Source organism: Streptomyces sp. NPDC053750 (genome assembly GCF_044544295.1).
Lineage (GTDB): Bacteria > Actinomycetota > Actinomycetes > Streptomycetales > Streptomycetaceae > Streptomyces.
In genome coordinates, this window is the sequence record NZ_JBITXB010000001.1 from 643,087 (window position 1) to 656,120 (window position 13,034).

General features: G+C 71.0%; 10 protein-coding genes and 3 tRNA genes. 3 read left to right on the top strand and 10 right to left on the bottom strand.

The window, feature by feature from the left end; genetic code table 11:
* Positions 1–16: 16 nt before the first annotated feature.
* From ACIGO6_RS02760 to ACIGO6_RS02775, 4 genes are all read right to left on the bottom strand, one after another.
* Positions 17–1,945, bottom strand: a complete 1,929-nt coding sequence (locus ACIGO6_RS02760) for an ABC transporter ATP-binding protein (protein WP_399870294.1) — start codon at positions 1,943–1,945, stop codon at positions 17–19.
* A complete protein-coding gene (locus ACIGO6_RS02765) occupies positions 1,945–3,678 on the bottom strand; it encodes an ABC transporter ATP-binding protein (RefSeq protein ID WP_399870298.1) in 1,734 nt (577 codons plus the stop codon). The genes ACIGO6_RS02760 and ACIGO6_RS02765 overlap by 1 nt, the downstream gene beginning before the upstream one ends.
* Before the next feature lie 161 nt (positions 3,679–3,839).
* On the bottom strand, positions 3,840–5,294 hold the full coding sequence (locus ACIGO6_RS02770; protein ID WP_399870301.1) for an FGGY-family carbohydrate kinase: 1,455 nt from the start codon (positions 5,292–5,294) through the stop codon (positions 3,840–3,842).
* A gap of 66 nt (positions 5,295–5,360) precedes the next feature.
* Positions 5,361–5,666: a YtxH domain-containing protein gene (locus ACIGO6_RS02775; protein WP_399870304.1), complete on the bottom strand. Its 306-nt coding sequence runs from the start codon at positions 5,664–5,666 to the stop codon at positions 5,361–5,363.
* A gap of 148 nt (positions 5,667–5,814) precedes the next feature.
* Here ACIGO6_RS02775 and ACIGO6_RS02780 point away from each other — a divergent pair.
* The 3 genes from ACIGO6_RS02780 (at position 5,815) to ACIGO6_RS02790 (ending at position 6,239) form a co-directional block, all read left to right on the top strand.
* Positions 5,815–5,887, top strand: a tRNA-Asn gene (locus tag ACIGO6_RS02780).
* Between the two features lie 5 nt (positions 5,888–5,892).
* Positions 5,893–5,965: transfer RNA gene (locus ACIGO6_RS02785), tRNA-Asn, on the top strand.
* A 200-nt stretch (positions 5,966–6,165) separates the two neighbouring features.
* Positions 6,166–6,239 (top strand) — tRNA-Ile (locus ACIGO6_RS02790).
* Positions 6,240–6,815: 576 nt separating this feature from the next.
* Here ACIGO6_RS02790 and ACIGO6_RS02795 read toward each other — a convergent pair.
* The 6 genes from ACIGO6_RS02795 to ACIGO6_RS02820 form a co-directional block, all read right to left on the bottom strand.
* The gene (locus ACIGO6_RS02795) at positions 6,816–9,230 is read right to left on the bottom strand and encodes a helicase C-terminal domain-containing protein (RefSeq protein ID WP_399870307.1); all 2,415 of its coding nucleotides are present in this window, start codon (positions 9,228–9,230) and stop codon (positions 6,816–6,818) included.
* Positions 9,231–9,534: 304 nt separating this feature from the next.
* On the bottom strand, positions 9,535–9,948 hold the full coding sequence (locus ACIGO6_RS02800) for a PIN domain nuclease (RefSeq protein ID WP_399870311.1): 414 nt from the start codon (positions 9,946–9,948) through the stop codon (positions 9,535–9,537).
* Positions 9,945–10,160 carry a type II toxin-antitoxin system VapB family antitoxin gene (locus ACIGO6_RS02805; RefSeq protein ID WP_018889935.1) on the bottom strand — a complete coding sequence of 72 codons (216 nt, stop codon included), beginning with the start codon at positions 10,158–10,160 and terminating at the stop codon, positions 9,945–9,947. Before ACIGO6_RS02805 ends, ACIGO6_RS02800 begins: the two co-directional genes overlap by 4 nt.
* A gap of 499 nt (positions 10,161–10,659) precedes the next feature.
* Positions 10,660–10,806: a hypothetical protein gene (locus ACIGO6_RS02810; protein WP_399870314.1), complete on the bottom strand. Its 147-nt coding sequence runs from the start codon at positions 10,804–10,806 to the stop codon at positions 10,660–10,662.
* Between the two features lie 232 nt (positions 10,807–11,038).
* Complete coding sequence (locus ACIGO6_RS02815; protein WP_399870317.1) at positions 11,039–11,749, bottom strand: ANTAR domain-containing protein; 711 nt, start codon at positions 11,747–11,749, stop codon at positions 11,039–11,041.
* 235 nt (positions 11,750–11,984) lie between these two features.
* Positions 11,985–13,034 (bottom strand): rod shape-determining protein, encoded by a 1,050-nt coding sequence (locus tag ACIGO6_RS02820; protein ID WP_399870320.1) that lies wholly within the window; start codon positions 13,032–13,034, stop codon positions 11,985–11,987.

Here is a 13,034-nt window from a genome sequence, read left to right on the forward strand (position 1 = left end):
GGCCGTGGCCGTGAGGTCAGTCGACCTCGGCGACCGCCTGGGCGAACTGGGCCGCGTACAGGCGTGCGTACCCGCCCTCGGCCGCCAGCAGTTCGCTGTGCGTGCCCTGCTCGACGATCGACCCATTCTCCATGACCAGGATCACGTCGGCGTCGCGGATCGTCGACAGCCGGTGCGCGATCACGAACGACGTCCGCCCGTGCGCCAGCTTGGCCATCGCCCTCTGGATCAGCACCTCCGTCCGCGTGTCCACGGACGACGTCGCCTCGTCGAGGACCAGGATCACCGGGTCGGACAGGAACGCCCGCGCGATGGTGATGAGCTGCTTCTCACCGGCGCTCACCCCCGTGCCCTCGTCGTCGATCACCGTGTCGTAGCCGTCGGGCAGCGTCCGCACGAACCGGTCGACGTGCGCGGTCCGCGCCGCCTCCTCGATCTCCCCGCGGCTGACCTCGCGGGACGCCCCGTACGCGATGTTCTCCGCGATGGTGCCGCCGAACAGCCAGGTGTCCTGGAGCACCATGCCGATGCAGGCCCGCAGCTCGTCGCGGGACATCTTCGCCATGTCGACGCCGTCCAGGGTGATCCGCCCGCCGGAGACCTCGTAGAACCGCATCAGCAGATTGACGAGCGTCGTCTTCCCGGCGCCCGTCGGTCCGACGATGGCGACCGTGTGGCCCGGCTCGACCTTCAGCGACAGATCCTCGATCAGCGGCTTCTGCGGGTCGTAGCGGAACGACACGCGCTCCAGCTCCACCCGGCCGCGCAGGTCCTCGGGCCGGGCACCCGGAATCGGGTCCGCCGACTGCTCCTCCGCGTCCAGCAGCTCGAAGATCCGCTCCGCCGACGCCACGCCCGACTGCACCAGGTTCGCCATCGACGCGACCTGCGTCAGGGGCATCGAGAACTGCCGGGAGTACTGGATGAAGGCCTGCACGTCACCGATGGAGAGGGAACCCGAGGCCACCCGCAGACCGCCCACCACCGCGACCAGCACGTAGTTCAGGTTGGACACGAACATCATCAGCGGCTGCATGATCCCGCTGTTGAACTGCGCCTTGAACCCCGCCTCGTACAGCGCCTCGTTCTGCTCGGCGAACTGCTTCGCGGACTCCTCCTGGCGCCCGAAGACCTTCACCAGCGTGTGCCCGGTGTACATCTCCTCGATGTGCGCGTTCAGCTGCCCGGTCGAGCGCCACTGCTGCACGAACTGCGGCTGCGACCGCTTGCCCACGCGCGTGGCCACCACGTACGACAGCGGCACGGTCACCAGCGCGACCAGCGCCAGGATCCACGACACGTAGAACATCATCGCCAGTACGCCGATGATGGTGAGCAGCGAGTTGATCAGCTGGCCCATCGACTGCTGGAGTGTCTGCCCGATGTTGTCGATGTCGTTGGTCGCCCGGGAGAGCACCTCGCCGCGCCGGCGCTTGTCGAAGTACGACAGCGGCAGCCGCGACAGTTTCGTCTGCACGTCCTCCCGCATCCGGAACATCGTCCGGTTCACGGCGCGGTTCACCAGCCGTGTGGCCACCGCCATCAGCAGCCCGGCCACGCCGAACACCGCCAGCGCCAGCAGCAGTACCTCTCCCACGGCACCGAAGTCGATGCCCTGTCCGGGCGTGAAGTCCGTGCTGCGGAGCATGTCGGCGACCTGGCCGTCGCCGCGCTCGCGCATGGAGTCGAGGACCTGCTCCTTCGTGGCCCCGGACGGCATGTCCCGCCCGACGATCCCCGCGAAGACCAGGTCGGTGGCCTTGCCGAGGATCTTCGGCCCGATCACGTTGAGGCCGACGCTGACCACCAGGCACGCCAGCAGCGCGCAGAGGGTCACCCGCTCCGGCCGGAACTGGGCGACGAGCCGTTTGCCCGAACCCTTGAAGTCCATCGAACGCTGGTCGGGGCCGCCCCCGGCCATCATGCGACCCGCAGGCCCGGCCATCAGGCAGCCTCCGCTTCCGTCAGCTGGGAGAGCACGATCTCCCGGTAGGTCTCGTTGTCCGCCATCAGCTCGTGGTGCCGGCCCACGCCTACCACCTGCCCCTCGTCGAGCACGACGATCCGGTCCGCGTCCCTGATGGTCGCCACCCGCTGGGCCACGATCACCACGGTCGCCTCGGACGTCTCCCGCCCCAGCTCGGCGCGGAGCGCGGCGTCGGTGGCGTAGTCGAGCGCGGAGAAGGAGTCGTCGAAGAGATAGATCTCCGGGCGCTGGACCAGCGTCCGGGCGATGGCGAGCCGCTGGCGCTGACCGCCGGACACATTGGTGCCGCCCTGCGCGATCGGAGCGTCCAGCCCGCCCTCCAGCGCGGAGACGAACTCCTTCGCCTGGGCGACCTCCAGCGCGTGCCACAGCTCCTCGTCCGTGGCGTCCGGGTTGCCGTAGCGCAGGTTGGTCGCGACGGTGCCCGCGAAGAGGTACGGCTTCTGCGGCACCAGCCCGACGGTCCGGGCCAGCAGCTTCGGGTCGACGGTCCGTACGTCCACCCCGTCGACCAGCACCTCGCCCTCGGTGGCGTCGAACAGCCGCGGGACCAGCCCGAGGAGCGTGGACTTGCCGCTGCCGGTCGAGCCGATGACGGCGGTCGTCTCGCCCGGCCGGGCCACCAGCTCGACGTCCCTCAGCACCGGTTCCTCGGCCCCGGGGTAGCGGAACCCGGCGCCCCGGATCTCCAGGTGCCCGTGCCGGCGCAGCTCGGTGACCGGCGCCACCGGCGGCACCACACTGCTCTCGGTGTCCAGGACCTCCTGGATGCGCTCGGCGCACACCTCCGCGCGCGGCACCATCATGAACATGAAGGTGGCCATCATCACGGACATGACGATCTGCATCAGATAGGCGAGGAACGCGGTCAGGTCGCCGATCTGCATCCCGCCGCTCTCGATCCGGTGGGCGCCGAACCACACCACCGCGATCGACGACAGGTTCACCACCGTCATGACCACCGGGAACATCAGCGCGAGCAGGTTGCCGGCGCCCAGCGCCACGTCCGTGAGATCCGCGTTGGCCTTCCGGAACCGCTGCTGCTCGTACTCGTCCCGGACGAAGGCCCGGATGACCCGGTTGCCGGTGATCTGCTCGCGCAGCACCCGGTTCACCGTGTCCAGCCGCTCCTGCATCGCCCGGAACAGCGGGCGCAGCTTCCGCACGATCAGCGTCACGCAGACCGCCAGCACGGGCACCACCCCGACCAGCACCCCGGACAGCGGCACGTCCAGGCCCAGCGCCATCACGATGCCGCCGACGCACATGATGGGCGCCGACACCATCAGCGTGAACGTCATCAGGGCCAGCATCTGGACCTGCTGCACGTCGTTCGTCGTCCGGGTGATCAGCGAGGGCGCGCCGAAGCCCGCGACCTCGCGCGCGGAGAAGGACTGCACCCGGTCGAAGACGGCACCCCGCACGTCCCGGCCGAGCGCGGCGGCCGTCCGTGCGCCGTAGTGGACGGCACCGATGTTGCACACCACCTGGACCAGCGAGATGCCGACCATCAGGGCGCCGTAGCCCACGATGTAGCCGGAGTCGCCCTGGACGACACCGTTGTCGATGATGTCCGCGTTCAGCGTCGGCAGGTAGAGGGTGGCGCAGGTCTGCACGAACTGCAGTGCCACCAGCAGGGCGATGGGTTTCTGGTAGGGCCTCAGATGGGCCCGCAGGAGTCGTATGAGCACGCTGGGTCTCTCGGAGTCGGCGGCAGGGGCGATTGGTTGCCCTTGGCCCCTATCGTCGAACACTCCACCCGCGTTACCTCAACCGAATTAACCCGACGGCGCCCTGTTTCCGGCCGTCCGGGCGGAAGCAGGGCGCCGTCGGGAAGGTCACGGCCCCGGCGTCACGCGCGCAGCGCCCCCGGATGCGTCTGCTCCCGCACGGACACGAACTGCTGCCGTACCGCCTGCCCGACGGCCAGCTCCTCACCCGGCTCCAGCACCTGCGCGACCGCGCCCTGCCAGACGGGCGGAGTGCGCGGGTCGAGCGTGCCCTGCGAGGCACCCAGCGCCCAGGCCGCCTGCCGGGCGGAGCCGATCGCCGCGTAGTCCGCGGGCTGCGGTACGACGACCTGCGTCCCGAACAGCGCGGGCGCCGCCGCCTGCACGGCCGGCAACTCGGCCGCCGCACCCAGCAGGAACACCCGCCGTACGTCGACACCCCGGCCGCGCAGCACGTCGAGGGCGTCGGCGAGACCGCACAGCATGCCCTCGAACGCGGCCCGCGCCAGGTGCTCCGGCTTCATCGACTCGCGCCTGAGGCCGGCGAGCGTCCCGGCGGTGTGGGGGAGGTTCGGGGTGCGCTCGCCCTCCAGGTAGGGCAGCAGCACCAGTCCGTGCGCGCCCGGCGTCGACTTCATCGCCAGCTCGGACAGGCTCTCCAGGTCCGGCACGCCGAGCAGTTCCGCGGCGCCGCGCAGGGTGCGTACGGCGTTCAGGGTGGTGACGACCGGGAGGTGCATGCCGGTGGCGTCCGCGAGGGCGGTGATCATGCCGGACTGGTCGACGAGCGGCTCGGTGTGCACGGCCATGACGGACCCGGACGCGCCCAGCGACACCACCGCGTCGCCCAGCCCGATCCCGAGTCCGAAGGCGGCGGCCATCGTCTCGCCGGTGCCGGCGGAGATCAGCAGCCCCTCCGGAGTCGTACCGGCCGCGTCGGCCGGGCCGATCACCTCCGGCAGCATCGCCTGGTGTCCGAGGGCCAGCTCCACCAGGTCGGGCCGGTAACCGCCGGTCGCCGCCGACCAGTAGCCGGTTCCGGACGCCCCGCCCCGGTCGGTGGTCCGCCGGGCCGGCCGTCCGAGCAGCTGCCACACCAGCCAGTCGTGGGCCTGGAGGAGTACGGCGGCCCGTGCGGCGGCCTCCGGTTCGGTCCTCGCCAGCCAGCGCAGCTTGGTCACCGGCTGCGCGGCCTGCGGCACGGAGCCCACGGCCTGCGCCCACGCCTCACGCCCGCCGAGCGCGTCGATCAGGTCGGCCGCCGCGACCTGGGAGCGTTTGTCTCCGCCCACCATGGCCGGGCGCACGGTGTTGCCCTGCGCGTCCAGCGGCACGACCGCGTTGGACTGCGCCGACACGCCGATGGCCTGCACGCCTTCCAGAAGCCCGCCGCCTGCGGCCTCCCCGAGGGACAGCAGCCAGGCCTGCGGGTCGACGTCCGAGGGGCGGCCCCCGCCTTCGGGGCTCTCCACCGGATGCGGTGCGTAGCCCTGCCGGAGCACGGCACCCGTGTCCGCATCACAGACGACGATACGAGTGAAATCGGGCGAACTGTCCAACCCGGCGACTATCCCCATGCCCAAAATTCTGCCGCACCGGAAGAGGTGTCCGTACCCGGTGGGGGCACGGCGGAGACACGGGCCTCAGGTGTTGCTGGTGCCCCAGTCGTCCGGACCGCTTCCGTTCGCACTCCGTTCACGCAGCGAGCGCACCCGCTGGGCCACCGAGTCGGGCATCCGGTCACCGACCTTGTCGCTCACCGCGTGGTACGCCTTGTCGGCGAAGTGCCTGCCCTGCTGGGCCGCCGACTCCGCCGTGTTGCGGACGGCCGGGTTCTGCGCGACCTGCCGCGCGGACTTCCGCAACTGCTCGTAACGCTCGCGCCCGGCCCTCGTGCCCAGCACGTAACCCACCGCGAGTCCGACGACGAACGTGAGCCGGTAACGCATGGCGGCCACCCTTCCCTTGTCCTGGCTCTCCGGTGCCGGGGAGTACCGATTGGCAAAGCACCCCCCAGCTTGCGCTAATGTATGTGTCGCAGCGAGCGCGCGCCCCCTGGCGAATACCCAGGGAGTTACGTTCGATGCAACGAGTCATTCCTCCGTAGCTCAATTGGCAGAGCAGCCGGCTGTTAACCGGCAGGTTACTGGTTCGAGTCCAGTCGGGGGAGCTCGGTCCTCCGTAGCTCAATTGGCAGAGCAGCCGGCTGTTAACCGGCAGGTTACTGGTTCGAGTCCAGTCGGGGGAGCAGGATGAACGAGGACCCCACCGGGGTCCTTTTTCATGTCCGGCCCCTGTCCGATCCCCTCTCCGGGAACCGCGCGGCACGCTGCGGAGTCCTCAAGGTCGTGAAGGCAGCCGTGGAAGCCGACCAGCCGAGGCAGGAGATCGTATGAGCGGCTATGCTGCGGCAGACGGCGCGCACACTTGTACGCGACACGCCGCTATGGGGCGGTAGCTCAGCCGGTTAGAGCAGCGGACTCATAATCCGTCGGCCGTGGGTTCGAGTCCCACCCGCCCCACTCATGCAGGGCTGTGACCTGCGGAAACGTCTCTTCCGGGCAGGGAGATCAGGAACTCTGGCTCAACGGAGAGAATCCGCTGCTCAGGGGCGCTGTTGGAAGCCGCAGAGCGTGACCTGACTGATCCAGGCATGGCTCCTACCTGCAGTGATGCGAGGGATCGGGCGTGCTGGAAACCACCTCGCGGCTCCGTGCTCCGAGATTCGGTGGACGCACAGTGGACGCGAGGGCTTGGAGCTGAATACAGAGCGGGATGGCTGGTTCGAGCAGGAACGGAGCACGCGACTGGTGCTGGTACCCGTACCTGAGCCGCCGCCGTGCCGCGGTCGCCTGATGGCGATGGGGCCGGGAGCGCCATGGGCGCGGCGATGCCGTGGCGTGTGGTGAGCGTGTCCAGCAGCGCGGCGTCGAGGTGGTCGACAGCAGCCGTGCGGTCCACGGCAGCCGTGGCGGACTGGTCCAGGTCCAAGAAGCTCCCGCAGTGGGGGTTTAACCGCTCCGCGGGACTCATGTTCCTGGTGACGATGCTCCGGGATGGGTTCGGTCGCCTCGCATGCCCTGGCCCACCCCCCGGCGTTACGCCGGGGGCATCACACCGTGGATCCGCGACAGTGTGAACACCCGATCCGCATCGCGTAGGTGACACCAGGCGTACAGATACGGGGGGTCGAGGTCGAGGCCGCTGATGGTGCGGATCGTGCGGCTGCCTGTTGTGGCGACGTACTCGATGGTGACCGCCGTCCCGCTGTCCACGGCGTGGGCGAGTTGACGAACGTCGGCGTGGGGGATCTGGATCGCGTGTCCGGCGATGATTTCTTCCGTATCGGTGGCGAAGGGAACGCCGTTGTACGGGTCGGGGGCGGGATGGGCGAGTGGGGCGCCCGCCAGTCGGGCGGCCAGCGTGGTCAGCTCGGCCTGCTTCGGGGTGGTGGTCGTACGGGATGGAGTGCTGGACCTGACCGCACTGCGCGGGGGCGGTACCGGCGCGGGCGCCCGGTGTCTGCGGGGTCGTTCGACGCGCACGGTTCCGTCGGCCGTCTCCGCGACCGGCGCGTACCCCTCGGTCCGCAGTGCGGCGAGGGCTTTCTCCAGCGGGGTGCGGCTGACGAGGACGGTCGGGGCGAGGTGCCGCAGACCCAGTTTGGAGAGTTTGCGGTGGGCGGCGATCTCGGTGAGGAGGGCGGGTTCCTCACTGTGGACGACGCAGGCGGCCGAGGCGATGCGGATCCGCCCATGGCCGCGCGCCGTGTCCGTGATCAGGTAGGACAGAGGCTGGGGCAGAGGGTTGGTGGCGACGGCGGCCAAGTCGGCCTCGATGGAGTCCTGGCTACGGCCGGTGTCCAGGGCGCGGCGGACGCTCGCCGGGCTGAACCGCCACACCGAGGCGGTGCCGCTGGTCTCCCGATCGGCGACCGAGTCCAGCAGCGTGACCAGCCGCGTGGCGGGTGTGCCGGTGACGACGGCGGTCAGGTCGCTGCCGAAGCGGACTGTAGTGGTGGCGGCGGGAAGGAGACGGTGGCAGGCGGCGGCCAGTCCCTCGGTGCTGTCGGCCAGCAGTGCGGCGCCAATCGGGGACAGGACGCCGCGGGCGAGGACCCCGAGCAGTTCCGCCTCCCGAATCACGGTGGCGAACGGCGTCGCGTCCTGTGGCAGCACCTCGGCGAGCGGCCGTGACCAGTGGGTGAGAGGACCCAGTTCGGCCGAGTTCTTCGCGCCCTGCCCGGCCGGGAGACGGGAAGCGGCGGCGAGCAGCCCCTGCCGGGCCTGGAGGCAGCCGGTGCAGGACGGTGTCCCGGCCAGGGCGGGCAGCGCCTTGTTGTCGTCGTCCCGGGCCTGCGAGGGGGTGAGCCCAAGTGCCCACCAAGCGTGCAGCAATACCGGAAGCCGCTCTGCGGGCTCCGACTCGGCCCAGGTGCCGTAGGCGTCCGTCGTCGCGACCCGGTCACCGTCACGGGCCAGGAGACCGGCCTTGTACGCCGTCTCGAGGGTGAGGCGTACGAGGGTCTCCTCGCAGCGTGCCGCCCTGCCGACCCTGGCCAGTTCGCGGGTTCCGACGCCGCCGGACTTCAGCCGGGCGGGCGGAGTCGTCGCGCACACCGACAGGACCGAGACGGCGCGGGCGGCGAACGCCGTGGCCGCGGCGGACGCCTCACCGTCGACCTCCGCCGGGGTGACGGGTACGAGCGGTGTGACGGGCGGCGCCGGGTCGAACGGGGCGTGCCAGCCTGGCCCGCGCAACGCGAGCGCCACCTCGGCGGGCATCCGTACAGGGCCGTAGCCGTGTCGACCCTGCACCAGCAGTCCCCGCTCCAGCGCCCAGCGCGTACCCGGTTCGGGGGCGGACTGGCCCCCGATGAGGACGAATGCCTGTGGCCGGTACGCGGGGTCCGCCCTGCGGTCCAGTAGCTTCCGGGCGTCGGCCGGTGCCTGTGCGACCACCGCGGCGACACGTGCCGGGTCGCTGTGGCGTTCCACGAGCGTCGCGAGGCGCTGCGGTTTGGTGCCGGGAGGCCGCACGCCCAGAGCCGTGAGCATGCGGCGCAACTCCTCGGAGGCCGTGTCCTTCAACAGCGTCGCCAGCGGCTGGTCCAGTCCGAGCGGCGTGTCCCACGCCTGCCGCAGGGGCGCGGCCATGCGCAGTGTTCCCTCGCTGTCCGGCCAGACCAGCGCATGCGTGAACAGGGTCTGGAGCGCCGTCGTCAGACCGCGTACGGCCTCGTCCTCCGTCGCGTCCAGCAATTCCGCCAGGTCATCCCGAGAGGCCGGCGCACTCAGTGCCGCCAGTGCTTCGGCTGCCTGCAGGGCGGGCAGCGAGAGCCGGGGCAGCGCGAGCGCGACCGAGCCCGGGCGTTGCAGGCGTTCGGCCAGTTCGCTCACCGAGCGGGGCTCCGGCGCGGACACTGCGTCGGGCCGTGCAGCGAGTACCTGCTCCAAGCCTTCGGCGTTGAGGCGGTGGAGCCATGCTGCGAGGGTCGACTTACCGGACTTCACTGATCAGTGCACCTCGTTGAGGGAAACGCCACGCGTCGGCCCGGCAGTCGGGCGAGACGCGCTGTGCCGTACGGCCTCCAAGCATGGCGCATCCGGCGGGCGCCGTTGGTGCCGTCGTCACAGATTCGCGGACGGTGGGGCGGTTGTGAACGGCGAGAGGGAACCGTACTTTGCCAGCGAGCAGGCGCCGCCCTCAAGGGCCGGCGCCTGCTGTGGAGAGTCTGCCGCAGTGCCAACCGCGCCACCGCGATCGTCGAGGCCGTCCTCGTCCCTCACCACGTTCCAATGTCAGGTTGGAAAAGGCTCACTGTCTGAGGTCGATCGTGCGTACCGGCTGTCCAGTGGTCCGGGCTATGGTTTCGAAATCGCGGTCGTAGTGGAGCAGGGTGAGGCCCGCTTCTTCGGCGGCGGCTGCGACGAGGAGGTCGACCGGGCCCGCGCTGCGGTGTTCGCCCTTCGCGGTGAGCTGCTCCTGGACCACGCGGGAGCGGCGATAGATGCCGTCCGGCATCGGACACCAGACGTAGTGGGCGTCGAGTGCCGCCTTCAGCCGTGCGCGGTCCGCGGAAGAGCGGGCGGAGTAGAGGACCTCAAGTTCCGTGATGTCGCAGATCGCGACTAGGCCGGCGGCGATCCTGTCGTCCCACTCGGCCGTGTTCTGGGCGAGAAGGACGCGGGCGAGGGCGGAGGTGTCGATGAGGTAGTCGGCGACGGTCACGGCCGGTACTGGCTCTTGTCCAGGAGGATGTTGATGTCCAGGGCTCCGTCGGCCACCAGTTGCCGGGAGTCTTCGAGTGCGCGCAGGCGCCGGTAGCGAGCGGTGACCTCGCGCAGGGCGGTGTTGATCGTGTCGCGCTTGGTGGTGGTGCCGAGTTCCCTGGCGGCTGCTTCCAGTGCCTCGTCGTCGAGGTCGATGACGGTTCGGCTCACGGCGACTCCCTGTGTATACGGCGATGTATATCAGTGTACCTGTTTCGTTGTATATCGCGGGGCTGGCTTCAGCCAGGTCTTGATCGGGCGGGCTTCTTGGCCGGAAGGCGAGGCCAGACGAGGCCCGAAATCAGGCGCTCGCGCACGGCGAGGACGACGACCTGCCTCGCGCTGGTGCCTCTGGGGCTACGTGGACGGCTCGTCGTGCACCCATAGTGGACACGCAGTGGACGGAAGGATCCTGAAGGACCAGGAAGGCCACCAGCAGGTCCGAAGGGTTGCACGCCGCTGACCTGCTGGAACGAGAAGATCAGGGCAGGAGCCGACTGCAAGCGGAAGATCCGAAAAGGACTCATAATCCGTCGGCCGTGGGTTCGAGTCCCACCCGCCCCACCACGCGCAGCGTCAGAGAAACGATCTGACCTCGGTAGCCTCCTCTTCACCGGTGAGCCGGCCGGCGCCCTCGACCGCGAGACCGCCGCCGGCGTCATCTCGTGGGCTACGGGCCGCTCGCGTCCGCCACGGTGTCCTCGTCGTCGCGCTCGCCCTCGGCCTGGGAGGGGGTGGTGTGGGGCGGGTTCGGGCGCTCCGGGGTGTCCTCGTCGTCGCGTTCGCCCTCTGCCTGGGACGGCGTGTCCTCGCTCATCGTGGGGCCTCCTTCGATCGGGGCGGGTTGCGCGTCGAGTACCCCGGCCGATGGGCTCCATATTTGCTGTCGCAGGGCTCTTGTCGTGCCGCAGGCCGGAGACCACGGCACGCGCCGTGTCCCGACCGCACCGCGGTCGTCCTGGGCGTCCAGCGGCCGACCTGCGCGGAGCGGGGCGCCGCCACCTGCCGGCGTCGAGCCTCCCTGGGGCAGGAGGGCTGGGCCGGGCTCGCTAGCGAGGCGGCTCGGTGAGGGGGCGGTCGCCGCGGGCGAGGCGGGACAGGGCCGTGCGCAGGGCTGTGCGGATCTCGGCCGGCGGGGGAGGGCCGTCGCCCTCGGCGCTCGCGGCGATCGCCGCGGCGACCGCGCGCAGCTTGGTGTTGGAGAGCTGGGAGGCCTCCCGCAGGATGTGCCACGCCTCGTCCGGTGTGCAGGCGTGCAGGGCCATGAGCACGCCCCGTGCCTGGTCTATGACGGGGCGGGAGGCGAGCGCGTGGCGCAGTTGCTCCACCTCCTCCTCCAGGACGTGCAGCCGGTCGGCGGGGGCCGCGGGGGCCGCGGAGGGCTCGGGGGCCGGCTGCGGGCGGTGGGCCGTGGCGCGCAGGGGGTCGGTGGTGTCCAGGCCGGACAGCTCCAGGATCCGCAGCGGCTGGCCGTGCCAGTTCGTCGTCGTCGCCGGCACCGCCTGCCGGTGGCTGTAGCCGCCCAGCAGGTCCAGGAACTGCAGCCCGGCCGTGTCCATGAACACCACGTCGCGCATGTCCACGTCGACCCGGTCCACGCCGTCGTCCGGCAGCGCGGCCAGGGCCTCGGCCAGGATGTCCGCGCACCCGTGGACGAGTTCGCCGCGCGGGACGAGCAGCGCCCGGCCCGCGTCCACGCGGCCGTCGATGACCAGGATGGCCGGCCTCCCCGCCAGACGTGGTGGTGCCGCTGAGCTCATGTCACCGCCTTGCCCGTCGTTCATCGGTTCCTGACGGACGTTCGCAACGTCCCACAGCCCCCGTCGGCCGTCGGTTCGACCGGGACCGTGGCCCGCCCTCGGCGTTCCGGCGGTCCGCGGGTCCGGCGGCGCTGACGGTGCGCCTTCCCGCGGGGCGGCGGACTACACACGGGCGCGCCGAAAGACCGGCCCGCGGGCGGGTGCCCCCCGCCCCCTGGACGCGCGGTGGCCGGGGTCAGTCGGACGACGTCGGGTGCAGGACCAGCGGCTCGATCCGGCCCTCCAGCATGGTGCCGAGGCCCTGGACCGCGCACACGTCCGGCCGCTCCGCGATGGCCACCGGCATGCCGGTGGCCTGACGCAGCATCTGGTCGAAGCCGGGCAGCAGCGCGCTCCCGCCGACCATCGTGATGCCGCGGTCGGCGAGGTCCGCGACCAGGTCCGGCGGGCACTCCCGCAGCACCTTGCCGATGCCGTCGAGCACGGCCGTCAGCGGCGTCTGGATGGCGTTGCGCACGGCGGCGGTGTCGACCCGCACGCTGCGGGCCAGCCCCGTCGCCACGTCCCGGCCGTGGATCTCGGTGGACGCCGGTCCCTGCGGGGTCAGCCCGTTGCCCGACAGGGCGATTTGCAGCGGACGTACGGACTGGCTGGGCAGCACCAGCTCGTGCTGGTGGCGCAGGTGCTGGACGATCGCGTGGTCCACGGCCTCACCGCCGACCGGCATCCGTTCGGCACACACGATCGAACCGAGGGAGAGCACCGCGATCTGCGTGGCGTGCGCCCCGCACACCATGATCATGCTCGCCTCGGGCTGCTCCACCGGCAGTCCGCAGCCGACCGCCGCTGCGATCAGCGTGTCGACGAGTTCCACGCGGCGCGCGCCGAGCCCGACCAGCGTCTCGATCGCCGCCCGCCGGGCCAGCGGGTCGGCGTCGTGCGGGGTGCAGGCGGCGGCGCGCAGCCGGGGCTTGCGGCGCAGGGCGCGGCGGACCTTGTCGCCGAGCAGGTGCCGCAGCATGCGCTGGGCCATCTCGATGTCCACGACCGTGCCGCCGGAGACGGGCCGTACGACGCGGATGTAGTCGGGCGTACGGCCGGTCATCTTCTCCGCGAACTCACCGACCGCGATGAGCGCGCCGGTGCGGGTGTTGACCGCGGCGGCGGACGGCTGGTCCACGACGAGCCCGTCCCCCTTGACGTACACGCGGGTCCGCGCCGCGCCCAGGTCGACGGCGAAGTGGCAGCGGCGCAGCTGCTCCAGACTGGCGGTACTGGCGGTCAT